We start from the raw sequence: 18,018 nt of genomic DNA, 5'->3' as shown, positions 1-18,018 counted from the left end.
TAGCTATAAGGAATAGGTGATAAAATGATATCAATAAAGACGCCTAGAATGATAGAAGGAATGAAAGAGTCAGGCAGACTTCTTCGTTCAGTGCATGAAAATTTGAGCAAGATTATCGTTCCTGGCATAACTACTCTTGAAATAGACTCATTTGTAGAAAAATATTTGAAAGAACATGGAGCAACACCTGAGCAAAAGGGCTATATGGGATTTCCATTTGCAACTTGCGCAAGTGTTAATGATGAGATTTGCCACGGCTTCCCATCGAACAGAGAACTTAAAGACGGTGATATTGTTACAATTGACATGGTTGTAAATAAAGACGGATATCTTTCCGATTCCGCCTGGAGCTATGCCGTTGGAAATATCAGTGACGAAGCTAAACTTTTGATGGATGTAACAAAAGAAGCAATGTATAAAGGCATTGAAATTGTAAAACCGGGAGCTCATTTTGGTGACATCGGAGTTGTTATAGAAGAATATGTTTCACAGTTTGGATTTTCGGTTGTAAAAGACTTTATAGGTCACGGAATTGGAAGAAAAATGCACGAAGATCCGCAAGTGTTCCATTATAACACGGGCATACGTGGAGCAAGAATGAGAGAAGGCATGGTATTTACCATTGAGCCGATGATAAATGTCGGAACATGGCAAATGAAGATGGATAAAAATGGCTGGACGGCAAGGACAAAGGATGGCAAGCTTTCCTGTCAATATGAGCATACAATGGCTGTAACAAGCGATGGCGTGCGAATTTTGACCGATGAGGGCTTAGATGGCTAGGGTTGTAGATCTAACCGAAGGAAATATTTCCAAAAAAATGTTAAAGCTGGCGATACCTTTAATGGGAACCAGCTTTTTAACAATGGCATACAATTTAACTGACCTCTACTGGGTTGGCACAATCGACACTTCCGCTGTTGCAGCGGTTGGAATATGTGGACTTTTTTGGTGGTTAGTGCAAAGTTTTACGATGATAGCACAAGTTGGACTTGCGGTTACTGTCAGTCAAAACTTTGGTAAAAAAGACTTTGAAGCAGTTCACGGTTATATAAATTCCGGAGTTAAATTAAATGCGATAATAGCTTTGACTTTTTCCTCTATTGTATTTTTCTTTTATAAGGAACTTTTATCATTTTTTAATATTATAGATGCGAGCACTTTACAAAATGCATACACATATCTTAGAACTGTCAGTGTCGGATTTCTATTTTTGTTTATGAATCCGATAATGTCTGTCATTTTAAACTCGACAGGTAATTCGAGAGCTACTTTTGTTGTGAATGGAATCGGAGTTTTTGTAAATATGATTCTTGATCCGCTTTTCATCCATTTCTTTAATTGGGGAGTGTTTGGCGCGGCTCTTGCAACAACAATTTCGCAACTTTTCGTATTTATGATGTTTATATATTTTGGCAAGAAACACGAATTCCTGTACGCTCAAGTTGACTATTTAAAAAAATGGGAACCGAAGAAAGTAAGGAGAATTCTTAGTCTTGGTATTCCACCGGCTCTTCAATCGGGTATGCACTGTTTTATTTCGATGTATCTTAACAAAATGGTGAATGCTTTTGGTGCAGCACCTGTTGCAGGTCAGTCAATCGGAACGGAAATTGAAAGTATTTCGTGGATGACAGCTGGAGGTTTTAGTACGGCAAACGCGACTTTTGTTGGACAAAATTACGGTGCCGGAAAGCATGAAAGGGCGAACAAGGCTTATTTTACAAGTTTAAGAATAATGATTTGTGTCGGGATTTTCTCAAGTGCGCTTTTATATTTTGCAAGATACCCGATAATAAAGTTATTTTTACACGAAGCAGAAGCAATAAAATATGGAGCGATGTATTTGATGGTTCTTTCGTTCAGTCAGTTATTCATGTGTATTGAAATTGTAACAGAGGGAGCTTTTAACGGTATATCGATGACAAAACCGCCTTCTTTTATAGGAATTGCAGGAAATCTGCTCAGAATACCACTCAGCTATTTGTTGATTCCGTATTTCGGTATCGAAGGCATTTGGATTGCTGTGAGTGCGTCAAGCGTGTTAAAGGGAACTATTTCATTCACGTGGTTTAATATATTTAAGCACAGGAGGTTGCATCTTGGAAGTGGTTTGTAAAAACTGTCCGGTCGGCTGCCATCTTGTTGTAAAGGATGGGGAAGTTTACGGAAACAAGTGTGCGAGAGGGCTGTCGTATAAAAACTATGAAGAAAAATCTGTTTTTTATACACAGGTAAATTTAGTAAATTCATCAAAAGGACACTTGAGTGTGAAGTCGGACAGAGAACTTACGGAAGCGGAAAAAGAAGAGTGCAAGGAACTTTTGAAAAGTATAACGCTTGAGCCGCCGATAGTGGCAAACAAAGTTGTTATAGAAAACTTGGGAAATACAGGGATAAATTTTATATCCCAAAGAAAAATATCAAATTAAACGGAGGAAAATATGAAACATTTGTTAAGATTAATGATAGTATTGGCTTTCTTTTCATTAGGATGCCAAAATCAAAACACAGATAAAGGAAATGTAGAAAAAGACGATAAAAATGGAATTACGGAGGATGAATATATGAGTGAAGAATCAATTAAGAAAAATTTTACAGAAGAAGAAATAAAGAATATGCCACAACTTCAACCACTAAAGAAGGGGGACGAAATTGCAATTTTCCATACAAATATGGGAGATATCAAAATTAAATTATTCAGGGATTTAACACCTAAAACAGTGGAAAATCTCACAAAGCATATCGAAGACAAATATTATGACGGTGTTACATTCCACAGAGTTATTAAAGATTTTATGATTCAAGGGGGAGACCCTGATGGAACAGGAATGGGCGGAGAAAGTATTTACGGCGAAGGTTTTGAAGATGAATTTGTTCCGAATTTAATTAATATAAGAGGTGCACTTTCAATGGCAAATACCGGACAACCTATGTCCAACGGAAGTCAATTTTTTATCGTTCAAAACAGCAGCATTCCGGCAGAAGCAATGCCTCAATATGAATCATACGTCGATCCGTCATACGTAAATGATACATGGAAGAAGATGTATTCAGTATTCGGTGGAACACCGCATCTCGACGGACACCACACGGTCTTCGGTCAAGTTGTTGAAGGTATCGACGTTGTTGATAAAATTGCAAATACAAAGACCGGCGAAATGGATAAACCGGTTGAACCTGTAATTATTAAAACAGCAGAGGTAATAACATATAAGTAAAATAAAAGGTCGATTTTTAATCGACCTTTACTTGTCAAGTTCGCTAAAATGCTGTATAATGTAGTGGGTGAAGATGCTTGGATTTTAAAGATAAAAAAGCAGTTATAATAGCAAATGATATTTCAGAAGATTCTCCACGTCAAAAAGAGAATATTGAACTTGTAAAAAGTCTAGGTGCAGAAGTCATTTCGGTTTTAATTCAAAATATTCAAAGAATAAATCCGAAATATTATTTTGGCAGCGGTAAAATCGAGTACTTTTCAAATATATCTAAAGAACTTAAAGCAGACTTTATCGTTGTATGCGAAGATTTGAGTCCAAGGCAACTTCAAAATGTGAAAGACGAGTTTGATATGCTTGTAATTGACGGAAATCAACTTATATTGGAACTTTTTAATCAGCGTGCGACGACAGCGTTTGGAAAATTGCAAGTCGAACTTGCAACACTTTCGTATATGTATCCGAGACTTCGTGGCATGCGAAAAGATATGGATAGACAATTTGGAGTCATGGGTATGAGAGGCGCCGGCGAACAAAAGCTCGAACTCGATAGACGTGTTCTAAGAAAGCGAATTGACAAGTTAAAAGAAGATGTTAAGGCAGCGCAGGTAGTTCTTGATACGAAATCGAAGATGAGGTCTGATAGTAGTATTCCGATTGTTTCGTTAATTGGGTATTCAAATACGGGAAAGTCAACTCTTTTAAATAGAATCATCGAACTTTCAGGAGCAGATGAAGATAAAAGAGTTTATGCAGATGATAGACTTTTCGCAACACTTGATACTCATGCAAGAAGAATTGAACTTCCACATGGAGGAGATATAATTTTAACGGATACTGTTGGACTGATAAGTAATCTTCCGCATCAACTCATAGACGCATTTCGTTCAACTTTATTGGAAATAAAGAAGGCGGATCTTCTTGTTCAAGTTTTAGATATATCAAATAAGCATCTTGATGTTGAAATTGAAACAACAGAAAATCTTATAAAAGATTTGGGACTTGGTGACAAAAAAATAATAAAGGTTTATAATAAAGCTGATAAAGTAGTTGATAAACATATTTATGCGGATGCCGACATGGTGATAAGTGCATATAACGACGGCGATGTTAGGAGTCTCTTGAAAGCAATTGAACTTGAATTGTATGGAGAAACGGTGGAGGACACAAAGTTTTTTCCGTATAGTGAAGCGAAAGAGCTAAGTTTGTTTATGGAAAACAATCAAATAATTTCCAAGAAATATTCAGATGAAGGCACTGTCGTAACATATACAAAATATTTGAAGAGGGGTTTATGATATGGATATAAAACCTTTTAAGTCGGTTCAATCGACCGAAGAATTCAGATATGAGATAAAGAAGTCGGTATTTTTGTCGGAAGCGAGAATGATTCAGTCCGAAGAAGATGCCGAAAAGTTTATAAACTATGTTAAGGAAAAACATCCAAAGGCGACGCATCACTGTTATGCATACACATTTGATGTAGGGGGTCTGCGTGAAAAGGCAGAAGATGACGGCGAACCTTCAGGAACAGCAGGGCTTCCGATTTTAAAAGCTTTAAAAATGAATGAACTCCAAAATTGCATGATTGTCGTTACGAGATATTATGGAGGAATTAAACTTGGAGCCGGCGGTCTTACAAGAGCTTATATGTCTTCAGCGACAGGCGTAATTGAAGATGCGGGAATTAGGAGTTTTAAGACTTTTTATGATATAATGATTAATGTAGGTTATGATTTATATGATATTCTTTTGAATTATATAAATAATGCTGCAATTCAGATTTTAAATACGGAATTTTATGAAGATATAAAGGTCGTTGTAACTGTTCCGGAAAAAACGAAAGATAAATTTATTTCCGATATAGCAGATTTAACTTCGGGAACTGCGAAGACGGAAATTATAAAAGAGGTTTTAAGATAGTGATTGATTTTAATGTTGAAATAAATAAAATACGAGAATTTCTTTTGAACTATTCCAAACAAACCCACACGGATGGATATGTTCTTGGAATCTCAGGCGGTCTTGATTCGTCTGTAATGTTTAAAATTTTAGAACCTTTACCGATTAAATTCATTGCGATAAAGATGCCAATTCATTCACTACAAAGTGATGAGTTTGATGCAGATTTGCTCACAAAAAATTCCAATCGAGAAATTTTAAGAATTGATTTAAGCGATATTTATGACGAGTTTATAAAAGTGCTTCCAGATACAAGTAACACACTTGCAAACACAAATCTGAAACCACGACTTAGAATGGCGACACTATATCAAGTTGCACAAACGAATAATTTGTTGGTTTGCGGAGCGACAAATAAGAGTGAATATTTGACCGGATATTTTACAAAACATGGTGACAGCGGAGTTGACGTTATGCCACTCAGGGAATATATAAAGAGCGAGATTTATAAAATGGGAGAACTTCTTGAAGTCCCCGATGCGATTTTAAAAAAGCCGCCGTCGGCAGGACTTTTTGAGGGACAGACGGATGAAGATGAAATGGGAATTTCATATGATGAGCTCGATAGCTATTTGTCGGGCAAAAAGATAGATGAAAAACAAAGACAAAAAATAGAATTAATGATTGAAAAAACAAAACACAAAAGATGTGTACCTATATTTTATAAAAGAGAGGAAGAATAATATGTCAGGACATTCAAAATGGAACAATATTAAAAACAAAAAAGGTAAAGAAGACGCAAAAAGAGCACAAGCTTTTACAAAAATTGCAAAGTATATAATGGTTGCTGTTAAAGAAGGGGGGTCAAATCCTGATTTTAACCCATCTTTAAAGGCTGCAATAGATAAAGCTAAAGCTGTAAATATGCCTGCAGATAATATCGATAGAGCTGTTAAAAAAGGTGCGGGTGAACTAGACGGCGTAAGTTACGAAGAAATAACATATGAAGGATATGGTGGAGAAGGCGTTGCAATTATGGCACACTGTTTGACCGACAATAGAAATAGAACTGCAGCAGATGTACGTCACGTCTTTGATAAATGCGGCGGAAACCTTGGAACAACAGGTTCTGTTTCATATATGTTCAATATGAAAGGCTATATTGCAATCGAACAAGATGAAGATAAGCCAATAGACGTTGACGAACTTATGTTGGATGCTATTGACGCAGGTGCAGAAGATGTTCAAGCGGAAGATGATGTTATTGAAATATATACAGATCCAAAAGACTATGACGCTGTAAAGACTGCCCTTGAAAACAAAGGATATACAATCGCGGCATCTGAAGTTACATTCATCCCGGATACTGAAATTGAAGTTGAAGAAGAAAAGAGAGCAAAGATTGAAAGACTCATAGATTCTCTTGAAGAACTTGATGACGTTCAAGAAGTTTATCACAATTTGGCTGATTAATTAATATGAAAATTAAACTAAAGCCCGTTACGTACGGGCTTATATTTTTAATATTTGTATTTGTACTAAGTTTTTCTGTGCTCGTGTCTTCATTTAATACGAGAATTTATAAATCGGTTTATAGAAGTGACGAAAATATAAAGGAATTCAGTGGATTTAGTGAAGAGGAGTATCTTGGAGAAATAGACAGACTTAAGGCATATCTTTTTAACACGAGAGAAGACTCGAACTTGATTGATTCGGTCTATAGCGAAGACGAGGTCAGCCACATGAAAGATGTCTATAAGCTTTTTCGAATGGTAAGGATTATTTGCGTCTTAAGTTTTTTTGCAGCGTGGTTTATTATAATCAAGAATAAAAATCATATTTCTTACATCGATATTTCTAGAAGATGGTATTTGTTTATCGTATATCCGGTTTTGATTTTTGCACCGGCAATTATAAACTTTGAAAAGTTTTGGACAACATTTCATAAAGTTTTGTTTTCTAATGACCTTTGGCTAATGGACCCGAGATATTCTCTGATGATTAATTTATTGCCGGAGAAAATATTTTATTCGATATCGATGATGACTATAATTGTTTATTTTATTATAGTTTTGGTTGCAGTTCTATGTTTTAGATTTTTTTCGAAAAGAGAGGAGAAGGCTTCTTATGGAACTAAGTAAATATTTTGACCACACGAATTTGAATCCGAATGCTGTTGAAAGTGATATAATAAAACTTGCGGATGAAGCGAAAAAACTGAATGTTAAAAGCGTTTGCGTAAATCCATCGTTTGTAAAATTGGCTCACGAACTCTTAAAAGACGGCGATGTTGAGGTTTGTACGGTCGTCGGTTTCCCGCTCGGACAAAACACAACTGCCACAAAAGTTTTTGAAACAAAAGATGCGATCGAAAATGGGGCGGACGAAATCGATATGGTCATCAATATAGGCAAACTTATTGGTGGAGATACTGAATATGTTTTGAACGAAATAAGAAATATAAAAAAAGTTTGTGGCGAAAGAATTTTGAAATGCATAATCGAAACTGCACTTTTAACAGATGAAGAAATTCTTTCGGCATCGAAGCTTGTTATGGAATCGGGGGCGGATTTTGTTAAAACTTCAACAGGTTTTTCAACAAGAGGTGCATCGGTTCATGACATATTACTTATAAAAAGTGTTGTAAGTGGGGAATGTGGGATAAAAGCTGCTGGCGGAATAAAGGATAAAAAATTTGCTTTGGAGCTTATAGAAGCTGGAGCGACGAGAATCGGAGCAAGCAAATCAAGTTCAATACTTATGCAAAATTAGGAAGTAATAGGATTAAAACGGGGTTAACATGCCCGTTTTTTTTATTACTTTTTTTTATTGTCATAAAACGGTAATAATTAGTGGTAAATCACCAATCTTTACGGTAAAATATAAGTAAGTGGAGGGAAGTGGTGCTAAGTGGCACTAAGTGGTGATATGACTGATTTAGATTTTGCTTCAATTGAAAACAGCATGTTGGGCTCATATGAACACACAGTTGACGGAAAAGGCAGACTTATAATTCCGTCAAAACTCAGAAGCTCATTAGGTGACAGGTTCTTTGTAACAATAGGACTCGATCACTGCTTGTTTGCGTACAATGAAGAAAATTGGTTGAAGTTCCAAAATCATATTTCATCGCTTCCACTCTCGAAAAAGGATGCAAGAAGATTGCAAAGAAGCTTCTTTGCAATGGCTGCAGATGTCACAACAGATAAACAAGGAAGAATACTTATACCTGCAAAACTCCGAGAATATGCCGGACTCGACAAAGATGTAGTGCTACTTGGACTAGCAAATAGAGTTGAAATATGGTCCAAGGAAAGATACGAAGATTACAACGATTTTGAAGACAGCGAAGACGCACTTGAAGAAGTTATGGAAAAGTTTAATTTCGGAGGTGGTCTTGATGGAGACATTTAGCCACAAAAGTGTACTCTTAAATGAGACGATTGACGGTTTAAACATAAAGCCTGACGGATTATATTTGGACGGAACTGTCGGCGGTGGCGGACATAGTTATGAAATTGCAAAAAGACTTACAACGGGTCGTCTTGTCTGCATCGACCAAGATGAGGATGCTCTAAAGGCGGCAAAGAAGAAACTTAAAGAGTATGAAGATAAGACAACTTTTATAAGAGGCAATTTCAAAAACATGAAAGAACTTTTGATGCCATATGGATTATTCGGATTTGACGGAATAATGCTTGATATCGGAGTAAGTTCATATCAAATTGACGAAAAATCAAGAGGGTTCACAATTAGGGATGACGCTCCACTCGATATGAGAATGGACAGAAGACAGTCTCTCACAGCTGAAGAAATCGTAAACGAGTACAGTCTTGAAGATCTTACAAAAATTTTCTTTGAATACGGCGAAGAAAGATTTTCAAAAAAGATTGCTCAAAATATTGTCAACGAAAGGTTAAACAGAAGAATCACAAGCACAAGTCAATTAAATGACATAATAAAAAAGTCGGTTTTCGGAGTACCGGACAAAAAGACAAAGTCACTTTTAAGAATTTATCAAGCTCTTAGAATAGAAGTCAATGATGAATTAAATGCACTCAAATCTGCAATAGAGGATGCGTTTTTTCTCTTAAAAAAAGGTGGACGACTTGCAATTATATCGTTCCATTCACTCGAAGACAGAATTGTAAAAAATGCTTTTAGATACTATGAACTCGATTGTATCTGTGATCCGAAGCAACCTGTTTGCACATGTGACAAAGAAAAGACAGGGAACGTTATAACGAAAAAACCTATAACAGCTTCGAAAGATGAACTTAAAGAAAATACCAGAGCTCACAGTGCAAAGCTCAGAATAATAGAAAAAATATAAGGAGGAAATATGACGAATTTAGCATATGAAATTAAAAATGACGAGTTGGATTCAAAGCGTAAAAAGGCTCTTGCAGTAAAAAAGAAGAACGAAAAAGCGCTTAAAAGAAAGCTTATGAGAGACGCCTCACTTGCATTATTTGTGATTATTTCCTTTGCATTTTCTTATATAAACGGGAGAGCCGGGGTTTCAAAACTGCAATCTGAAGTAAATCACATAAAAACAGATATTATTACAGTTCAAAAAGAAATCGATTTGAAAGAAGCAAAACTTGAAAAGATTCGCTCATCAAAACTTGTTGAAGAACAAGCTCAAACTCTTCTAGGCATGATTTATCCGGGGGAAAATGATAAGATTTATATAAATTCACAAGAAACTGAGGAAAAAGTTATAGTTAAGAAAAAGACGTTTGAAACAATTTTGGGAGCATTATTCAGATAATGAAAAAGAATAAGAGGATTAGAAAAACAAATAGACTAAAAAACGCTAGAGTTTTGTTTGTACTCTTTGGAATTTCTGTATTCACTTTATATGTTTTATTTAAACTTTTTGACGTTGCAATAATAAAAGGAGCGAGTTTAAAGAAAGATGCACTTTCACAATGGACAAAAAGCTACAGTATTAACAATACTCGTGGTGAAATTTTGGACTCTGAAGGGGCTAGACTCGCTTTTAATATTCCGGCATATACTATTTGGTTAAACCCAAAGACATATAAGGGTACGGCAACTGATGGTTCTGATGGAAACAGCAACAAGGAAAAGTTTGTTCAGGAAATCGCGAAGGTTTTTGATTTAGAAACCGATGACATTTTAAAAATTCTCGAAGGGGAAACAAGGAAGAAAATTGTTCAATGGGCACCTGAAACAGCTATAGAAGAAATAAGAAACATGGAAGATTTTGATGTAAGAGGTCTCGAAATCGAAGAAAGAGAAAGACGTTTTTATCCGGATGGTTTTTTGTATGATCATATTTTAGGTTTTACAGACATAGACCAAAAAGGATTATCCGGAGTAGAGCTCACAATGAATGATAACCTCTTTGGAGAGCCTCAAAGGGTTATCAAGATGACGGATATGTATAACAAAATCTTGCCGTTTTCGGAGGTAAAAACATTCGGAGGCGATGGAAGAGGAGATGTTATTTTAACTGTCTCAGATAAAATTCAGCGTATTGCAGACAAGGAAGCACTCAGAGCAAAGGAAGAAAATAATGCAAAGAGTGTTTCAGTAATTGTTATGGATCCGACAAACGGTGACATTCTAGCAATGACCGACACAAATAAATATGATAATAACAATCCGCGTGCTCCAAGAGATGAAGAGCAGGCTGAGGAGTGGAAAGACAAGACTAATGATGAAATGATTGGGGAGTGGCAAAAGAATTGGAACAATTTAAATGTAAATGTTCTTTATGAGCCGGGCTCCACTTTTAAGACTGTTACATTATCTGCGGCAATTGAAGAAGGACTGGCTGATGATTCGACGGAACTTTATTGTAATGGGGCCGTTACAGATATTCCTGGGATTGTGTTAAGATGTGTAAGGTGGCAACATCCACACGGAAGACTTGACATCACACATGCATATGCTGAAAGTTGTAACGTAGCGTTTATTCAAATTGCAAGAAAACTTGGACGCGAAAAGTTTCTTAAATATATTAAAGCATATGGATTTGGAGAAAAAAGTGGTGTAGATTTAAACGGTGAACAAAGTGGAATTATACCGCAAACCGTTGCTGATATGACGCCTGCAACTCTTGCAACAGCAAGTTATGGTCAAGGTGTTGCAACTACAAATCTTCAAACATGTATGGCGACAGCTGCGGCAGTTAACGGCGGTTACTTATTGAAGCCGAGAATTGTAAAAGAGATTCGCTCTAACGGTGAAGCTATAAAAAGATTTCCTGTAGAAATAAGAAGAAAAGTTATTTCTAAGAGAACCTCGGATAAAATGAGGGAAATTATGGAAGTTACTGTAAACGAAAACAATAAACTTGGCCGTGTTGAAGGTTTTAGAGTCGGAGGAAAATCCGGAACAGCTATGGTCCCGGATAAAGGAAAGTATTTAAAGGATAAATATATTGCCTCATTTGTTGGGGTTGCACCGATTGATGACCCGAAAGTTTTGGTATTTGTATCTGTTGAGGAACCGGGAAATGGAATTCCTTATGGTGGGACTATTGCAGGCCCTGTAAGTTCAAGAATTATGTCAGATATTTTCCCGATTTTAGGTATTAAGCCTACAACTGAAGCACATGAAAACAAAGATGAAGTTCTTTCGGTTCCGAATATTATGGGAATGAGTTTAAAAGATGCTGCAAAACTTCTCAATCAAAGTAAGGTTAAATTCAGACTTGATCAAGATGATATAAAGGAAAATTCAATCGTAGAAGAAGTAAATCCTGCAGTCGGATCTTATATAGGAAAAGATGCTATTGTTCTTATTGAGGTAAAAAATTTAAAGCCTGAGGAAGAGGTGCCTGATTTTAAGGGTCTTACAATTGACGAAGCGAAAGATTTGGCAAAGAGTCGTGGAGTAAAAATTAACACTTCAGGCAAGGGCAAATGTGTAAAACAAACAGTTCCGCCTGGAAGCGAAATTAAAGACGACATGAGAATTGATTTAGTATTTGAAGAGGAATAAAATGGATTATTTTTATCTTATAGCTGCATTTGTAGTATCTGTGTTTTTGGGTAACTGGACTGTAGCATATTTGAGAAAACTCAAGATGGGACAAGAAATAAGAGAAGAGGGTCCAAAGAGTCACTATGTTAAGGCGGGGACTCCAACGATGGGCGGAATATTTTTTATTGCAACCTATGTAATTTTCTCAATTGTATTTATGATATTTAAAAAATGCGATTATAAAGTTGCCTTATTTCTTTTGGTTGCACCGCTATTGTTTGCAGGCATTGGCTTTTTAGATGATTATGAAAAGATTGCAAAGAAAAACAATTTGGGTTTAACTGCAAAACAAAAACTAGTTCTTCAAATATTGTTTTCGCTTGCAATGACACTTTATGTTCGATTTGTATTGAAATACACAACTGAAATAAATATTCCTTTTATTAAAAAGACGATTGATATAGGAGTTCTTTATTTTCCGTTTATGGTTTTAGTAATAACAGGTTCAACAAACGCTGTCAATCTGACAGACGGACTCGACGGACTGTGCGGAGGAGTGAGCGCGGTTGTGCTTGTGGCTCTTGGGATTGTTGCACGCCATATTCCACAATTCGAAGTGGAATTTATGTCACACATTCTTTCGGGGGCACTGCTTGGATTTCTGGTTTATAATATCTATCCTGCAAAGGTTTTTATGGGAGACACAGGTTCTCTCTTTCTTGGAGGATATTTGGCAACGGCATTTATGCTAATGAAGCAACCGATTCATCTAGTAATACTTGGATTGGTTTATGTAATTGAAACACTTTCTGTAATAATACAAGTTTTATATTTCAAAAAGACCGGCAAAAGATTTTTCAAGATGGCACCGATTCACCATCACTTTGAGATGAAGGGCCATCATGAAAAAGATATTGTTATGGCATTTGTAGTGGTAACTTTTGTTATTGCAGTCATTTATATTATATTTACAAGGAATGGTATATTATGATTCTGGTTATGGGTTTAAAAAAGACGGGACAAAGTATTACTGATTATCTTTCAAAAAAAGATAGGCCTTACTGTGTCTATGATAAAAAAGAAGAAGTTCTTTTAAGATACAAAGTTTTAGGAATTAAGACTTATAAAGATGATGAGCCGATTACAGATCGTTCAATTGACCTTGTTATAAAAAGTCCTGGAATACCTCCTTATGAGCCGCATATAAAATATTTTAGGGAAAAGGGTATTCGAGTGATTTCTGATGTTGAATTCTTTTATATGGAATTCAAGCCGAAAAATGTTATTGCAATAACGGGTACAAACGGAAAAACGACTACTACTGAAATGGTTTATGAGTTATTGAAAAGCAAGGAACCAGTACTCGCTGGAAATATCGGAATGACGATTTTTAATGACGACAGGAATAGAGACGATATTTACGTGCTTGAACTGTCAAGTTTTCAACTTGACAACACAGATACATTTAGACCTAAGGTTGCTATTCTTTTAAACATTGAAGAGGATCATCTCGATTGGCACGGAAGTTTTGAAAATTATAAAAAGGCTAAGTATAAGATTTTTAAAAATGAACGGCCGGGTGATGCACTCATAATAAGTGCGGACCATATAAATGAATCGGAGATTCACACAGACGCCGATATTTACAGACTTTCATTAGATAAAAAAGAAGGCATGAATGCATACTTAGATGGAGATGATGTTGTTTTTGACATAAATGATTTCCGAAAAAGGGTGCCGGTTTCAAAACTCAGATATAAAGAAAAACATAATATAATAAATTTTATGGCGGCTGTTTTAGCAGCAAGCTTTTTCGACCTGACGGATGAAATGCTTGATGATTTTTTGGGCAAATTCAGGCTTGATTATCACCGTGTTGAATTTGTTGATGAAGTCAAAGGAATCACATTTATTGATGACTCAAAAGCAACAAATCCATCTGCAACAGCTTCGGCTCTTATGAGCACGCCTCAAAATACAACACTTCTTCTTGGAGGATTTGATAAAAAAACAGATTTTACTGACTTAATCAATCTTGGTGGCAAGAAAGTTAAGAGTATGATTTTCTTTGGAGATATCAAGGATAAACTAAAAGATACTGCTGATAGGCTTGGAGTAACAAATTATTTTATGGCTGATAGGCTGATTGATGCATTTAAAAAGTCTATTGATATTGCAGAAACGGGTGACACTGTTCTTCTTAGTCCGGGTGCATCCAGCTTTGATGAGTTTAAAGGCTATGAAGAAAGAGGAGACTATTTTAAAGAACTTGTAAGGGAATTAAAAGATGGAACAATCAAACGTATATAGAATAAGACCAAAATTTGATTATGTTTTGTTTTTTTCTATATGGGCACTTGTTCTTATCGGAATTTTGATGGTTTATTCGTCGAGCTATCCAATTGGGATAAAAGAAAAAAATAATGGAACATATTTTTTTATGAGACATTTGGTCTTTATTCTTATTGGAACAATAGCAATGTTTATTGCAATGGTTTTTCCGTTGAAGATACTCAGAAAATATAGTGGTTTTATTTGGCTTATGACTGTTGGACTATGCGTTATACCTTTTTTATCCTCACCGATTGAAAACACATATAGATGGATAAATGTTTTTAATAAATTCACATTGCAACCGTCAGATTTGTTAAAAGTTTCGGCGGCATTACACTTTCCAACAATTCTATCGAAAAAGAGAAGGTCAGATGTTGAAAGACTTGTTTTTTCGTTAGGATTTATAGGCTTTAATGTAGGACTTGTATATCTTCAAAGAGACCTTTCGACAGCACTCGTAATTGCAGCGGCTCTCTTTGTAATGTATTTTGTTACGACAATGAAACTTGGAGAAGCATTTGTATATGCTATGGCAGTTCCTGTTGGTGTATTTTATATAGCAAATAGGGGATTTAGATCGAACAGAATTAAAGCGTTTTTGGACCCGTTTTCAGATAGTTTGAATGTAGGGTGGCATACTATTCAAGGTATGTACGCCGTTGCGAACGGGGGGCTTTGGGGTGTAGGTATTGGAAATTCAATTCAGAAGTACTTTTATGTTTACGCAGCTTACTCCGATTATGCTTTTGCAATTGTTGTTGAGGAACTTGGATTTGTTAGAGCGGCGCTTATACTTTTGTGCTATATTTTCATATCTTTTAAATTTATAACATCCGGATTTAAAATGATGGATACATTCACATCTACATTTTTGGTTGCGGTTGGAACATATATCGGATTTCAAAGTTTAGTTCATATGGGGGTTGTTGTAAATGCAATTCCTTCTACAGGTATAACACTTCCATTTATTAGTTATGGCGGAACATCAATTTTGGCCTATTTCACTATGGTTGGAATCTCTTTTAATATTTTGAACCATTGTCCAAGAAGGGAGCTTAAATGATATATTTTATAAGCGGTGGAGGAACAGCGGGACATATTTATCCTGCAATTTCAATTGCCGATTCAATTCGAAAAATAGATGAAAATGCAAAGTTTTATTATGTAGGCATTAAGGGCAAACTTGAAGAAGAAATCGCAAAAAAAGAAGGATATGAGTTTTTGCCGGTAACTTCTATGCCGCTTATTTTAAAACCGTCTATAAAAGCTATAAAAAGTTTGAACTCATTTATTAAGGGCGTAAAAACTTCAAAACAATATATTGATAAATATCATCCTGATGCAATAATTTGTACTGGAGGATATGTTTCAGGACCTATAGGTTATGCTGCAAAACTTAAAAAAATTCCACTCTATATTCACGAATCAAATGCATATCCTGGAATTACTACGAATTTTTTGGACAGATTTTCAAAAATCACATTCCTACCATATGAAAGCGTGAAAGAAAATTTTAAAAACAAAAAAAATAAAGTCGTTGCGGGTACTCCTATAAGAAGTCAATTTAATATGGAAATAAAAGATGAAAATCATAAACTTACAGTTTTATCTTTTGGAGGAAGTGGAGGACAAAAGTCTTTAAATGAAGCTGTTGGCGGAATATTTAACGAGTATAAAGATTTTAAATACGATTGGATTCATATTTGCGGAAGAAATTGGGAGAAAGAATTTCATGAATTGGTTCCTGAATTACCTAAATACGCTACTGTTTATACTTATTATTACGAGTTTTATGAACTTATGAAAAAAGCAGACTTGGTGATTTGCGGATGTGGTGCTCAAACTTTAAACGAAGTAAGTGCTATGAAAAAGCCGTCGGTATTGATTCCGAAAATGAATGTTGTTAAAAATCATCAATATTTCAACGCAAAGAAATATGAAGATGAAAATGCCGGGGTACTCATCAAGGAAACGGACTTAAACAAGGACATTTTACTCGAAGTTGTCGACAAGCTTATGAATGATAGAGAAAAACTTAAAACTATGGGTGAAAATGCTGGGCACCTCTTTGTTAAGGATTCGGCAGATATTATTGCAAAAAATATTTATGAGGATTTAAAGAAATAAATGAAAAGAGTTTCCGGAAAAGAAAGAAGAAGAATTAGACAAGCTAGAAATTTGGGCATAACAATAAGTATGTTTATGTCCATTATTTTGCTTGCATTCATGTATATTGGAAATGTTTTCAATATAAAAAACATAGAAACTTCCGGAAATAACAAGACCTCATCTAGTGAACTCATTAATGGTAGCGGTATACATTTCGGTGAAAATATTTTTAAAGTAAGCACAAAAAACGCTGAAAAAAATTTACTTAAACTTCCTTATGTAAAGACGGCAAGTGTTACTAGGGAAAAAAAGAACACATTGAGAATAACGGTGGTTGAAAGGGAAGAAGTATTCAGTATCCTTTCAAACGGTGTTATTTTTACTTGTGATAAGGATGGAAGAATACTTTCGAAAAGCAAAACAACAAGTGTTTATCCTATTGTAAAAGGAATTGATGTAAATGATTCTGACTTGGGTCTTAATATTTTTGAAGAAAATGAGGATATAGAACCATTAAGGGATATAATCACAACCGCTATAGACATGGGTATAATTGATAAATATCTTGAGATTCGTTTACAGAAAAATAAGGAATTCGGACTTACAAGAGTTGGAAATATAAAGATTGATTTTGGTAAAAGCGAAAGAATTAAAAACAAATTCAATTTCATTGAAAAAACTTTAGAGTCTTTGGATGCTAAGGGTAAAACAACCACCCTTATAAAACTCAATATGGATCCGCCTGTTACATTTTTGAAGGACGGTGAAAAAGTTGAAGAATAAAATTGAACTTGCAGTTATAGCAATAATTCTAGGTTTATTGATAGGCCTTCAGATAAGAACGATAAATTTAAATACTTCCCAGAAAAAAGATGGTGGCACTCTTCGAGCAAAAGAACTTGCGGAGCTTTTAAAAAAGTCTAGGGAAGAACGGGACAGACAAAAGGAAGAAATACAAGAACTTAATAAAAAATTATATGATTATGAAACTAGATTGAAATCAAAAGATAATCCCAACAATAAACTTTATGACGAGATTGAGAAGCTTAAAATTATTTCGGGGCTTTCAGACGTTAAAGGCCGAGGAATAGAACTCAGAATTTCCGTTCCGTCGAATGTCTCGAGTGTAACGGAGGATATAATTGCTGATAATCCGGAGACGCTTTTGAAACTTATAAGTTCATTAAATGCTGCTGATGCAGAAGCAATTTCGATAAATGGGCAAAGGATTACTTCGACAACGGAGATTGAACGAGCAGGTAATTTTCTACAAATTAATGGTGTAGCAGTAGCCTCGCCGTATATAGTTAAAGCTATCGGCGATTCGGATACATTGAAGTCAGCATTAAAAATCAAGTCCGGAATTATTGACACTTTAAACTCTTTGGGGCTTGTTGTAGATTTAACGGCAAAGGAGGATGTGGAAGTAGAGAAGCTTCAAAAAATGCCGGATATACATTTTACAACAGAAGTGAAAAAGCGTGATGAATAA

Annotated in this window: 20 protein-coding genes; all 20 read left to right on the top strand. The window is 35.4% G+C overall.

Annotated features, from left to right (window positions below; genetic code table 11):
* The first annotated feature begins 24 nt into the window (after window positions 1-24).
* The 20 genes from map to C7381_RS02915 all read left to right on the top strand — a co-directional run bounded on the left by map (window position 25) and on the right by C7381_RS02915 (window position 18,018).
* Window positions 25-783 (top strand): type I methionyl aminopeptidase, encoded by a 759-nt coding sequence (gene map / locus C7381_RS03010; RefSeq protein ID WP_116479831.1) that lies wholly within the window; start codon window positions 25-27, stop codon window positions 781-783.
* On the top strand, window positions 776-2,119 hold the full coding sequence (locus C7381_RS03005) for an MATE family efflux transporter (protein ID WP_116479830.1): 1,344 nt from the start codon (window positions 776-778) through the stop codon (window positions 2,117-2,119). Before map ends, C7381_RS03005 begins: the two co-directional genes overlap by 8 nt.
* Window positions 2,109-2,432, top strand: a complete 324-nt coding sequence (locus C7381_RS03000) for a DUF1667 domain-containing protein (RefSeq protein WP_245893722.1) — start codon at window positions 2,109-2,111, stop codon at window positions 2,430-2,432. The genes C7381_RS03005 and C7381_RS03000 overlap by 11 nt, the downstream gene beginning before the upstream one ends.
* A gap of 12 nt (window positions 2,433-2,444) precedes the next feature.
* Window positions 2,445-3,221 carry a peptidylprolyl isomerase gene (locus C7381_RS02995; protein WP_081935437.1) on the top strand — a complete coding sequence of 259 codons (777 nt, stop codon included), beginning with the start codon at window positions 2,445-2,447 and terminating at the stop codon, window positions 3,219-3,221.
* Window positions 3,222-3,298: 77 nt separating this feature from the next.
* Window positions 3,299-4,519, top strand: coding sequence for a GTPase HflX (gene hflX / locus C7381_RS02990; RefSeq protein WP_116479829.1), 1,221 nt, complete (start codon window positions 3,299-3,301; stop codon window positions 4,517-4,519).
* A 1-nt stretch (window position 4,520) separates the two neighbouring features.
* Window positions 4,521-5,144, top strand: a complete 624-nt coding sequence (locus C7381_RS02985) for a YigZ family protein (protein WP_116479828.1) — start codon at window positions 4,521-4,523, stop codon at window positions 5,142-5,144.
* The gene (nadE, locus tag C7381_RS02980; RefSeq protein WP_165803574.1) at window positions 5,144-5,866 is read left to right on the top strand and encodes an NAD(+) synthase; all 723 of its coding nucleotides are present in this window, start codon (window positions 5,144-5,146) and stop codon (window positions 5,864-5,866) included. Before C7381_RS02985 ends, nadE begins: the two co-directional genes overlap by 1 nt.
* A 1-nt stretch (window position 5,867) precedes the next feature.
* A complete protein-coding gene (locus tag C7381_RS02975; protein WP_034545963.1) occupies window positions 5,868-6,596 on the top strand; it encodes a YebC/PmpR family DNA-binding transcriptional regulator in 729 nt (242 codons plus the stop codon).
* 5 nt (window positions 6,597-6,601) lie between these two features.
* On the top strand, window positions 6,602-7,264 hold the full coding sequence (locus C7381_RS02970) for a TIGR01906 family membrane protein (protein WP_116479826.1): 663 nt from the start codon (window positions 6,602-6,604) through the stop codon (window positions 7,262-7,264).
* Entirely contained in the window at window positions 7,251-7,895 is a 645-nt protein-coding gene (deoC, locus tag C7381_RS02965) for a deoxyribose-phosphate aldolase (RefSeq protein ID WP_116479825.1), read from the top strand. Before C7381_RS02970 ends, deoC begins: the two co-directional genes overlap by 14 nt.
* 156 nt (window positions 7,896-8,051) lie before the next feature.
* Window positions 8,052-8,537: a division/cell wall cluster transcriptional repressor MraZ gene (mraZ, locus tag C7381_RS02960; RefSeq protein ID WP_245893701.1), complete on the top strand. Its 486-nt coding sequence runs from the start codon at window positions 8,052-8,054 to the stop codon at window positions 8,535-8,537.
* Complete coding sequence (rsmH, locus tag C7381_RS02955) at window positions 8,524-9,456, top strand: 16S rRNA (cytosine(1402)-N(4))-methyltransferase RsmH (protein WP_116479824.1); 933 nt, start codon at window positions 8,524-8,526, stop codon at window positions 9,454-9,456. Before mraZ ends, rsmH begins: the two co-directional genes overlap by 14 nt.
* A gap of 9 nt (window positions 9,457-9,465) precedes the next feature.
* Window positions 9,466-9,897, top strand: a complete 432-nt coding sequence (locus tag C7381_RS02950) for an FtsB family cell division protein (protein ID WP_034545954.1) — start codon at window positions 9,466-9,468, stop codon at window positions 9,895-9,897.
* Entirely contained in the window at window positions 9,897-12,101 is a 2,205-nt protein-coding gene (locus tag C7381_RS02945; RefSeq protein WP_116479823.1) for a penicillin-binding transpeptidase domain-containing protein, read from the top strand. The genes C7381_RS02950 and C7381_RS02945 overlap by 1 nt, the downstream gene beginning before the upstream one ends.
* A 1-nt stretch (window position 12,102) precedes the next feature.
* Window positions 12,103-13,074, top strand: a complete 972-nt coding sequence (mraY, locus tag C7381_RS02940) for a phospho-N-acetylmuramoyl-pentapeptide-transferase (RefSeq protein ID WP_116479822.1) — start codon at window positions 12,103-12,105, stop codon at window positions 13,072-13,074.
* Window positions 13,071-14,393 carry a UDP-N-acetylmuramoyl-L-alanine--D-glutamate ligase gene (murD, locus tag C7381_RS02935; protein ID WP_116479821.1) on the top strand — a complete coding sequence of 441 codons (1,323 nt, stop codon included), beginning with the start codon at window positions 13,071-13,073 and terminating at the stop codon, window positions 14,391-14,393. The genes mraY and murD overlap by 4 nt, the downstream gene beginning before the upstream one ends.
* On the top strand, window positions 14,371-15,480 hold the full coding sequence (locus C7381_RS02930) for an FtsW/RodA/SpoVE family cell cycle protein (RefSeq protein ID WP_116479820.1): 1,110 nt from the start codon (window positions 14,371-14,373) through the stop codon (window positions 15,478-15,480). The genes murD and C7381_RS02930 overlap by 23 nt, the downstream gene beginning before the upstream one ends.
* Window positions 15,477-16,544 carry a UDP-N-acetylglucosamine--N-acetylmuramyl-(pentapeptide) pyrophosphoryl-undecaprenol N-acetylglucosamine transferase gene (locus tag C7381_RS02925; protein ID WP_116479819.1) on the top strand — a complete coding sequence of 356 codons (1,068 nt, stop codon included), beginning with the start codon at window positions 15,477-15,479 and terminating at the stop codon, window positions 16,542-16,544. The genes C7381_RS02930 and C7381_RS02925 overlap by 4 nt, the downstream gene beginning before the upstream one ends.
* A complete protein-coding gene (locus C7381_RS02920; protein ID WP_116479818.1) occupies window positions 16,545-17,309 on the top strand; it encodes a cell division protein FtsQ/DivIB in 765 nt (254 codons plus the stop codon).
* Window positions 17,299-18,018: a DUF881 domain-containing protein gene (locus C7381_RS02915; RefSeq protein WP_034545937.1), complete on the top strand. Its 720-nt coding sequence runs from the start codon at window positions 17,299-17,301 to the stop codon at window positions 18,016-18,018. Before C7381_RS02920 ends, C7381_RS02915 begins: the two co-directional genes overlap by 11 nt.

The sequence above is a fragment of the Ezakiella coagulans genome (assembly GCF_003096635.1).
Lineage (GTDB): Bacteria > Bacillota > Clostridia > Tissierellales > Peptoniphilaceae > Ezakiella > Ezakiella coagulans.
This window is presented reverse-complemented; position numbering and strand designations above follow the sequence as displayed.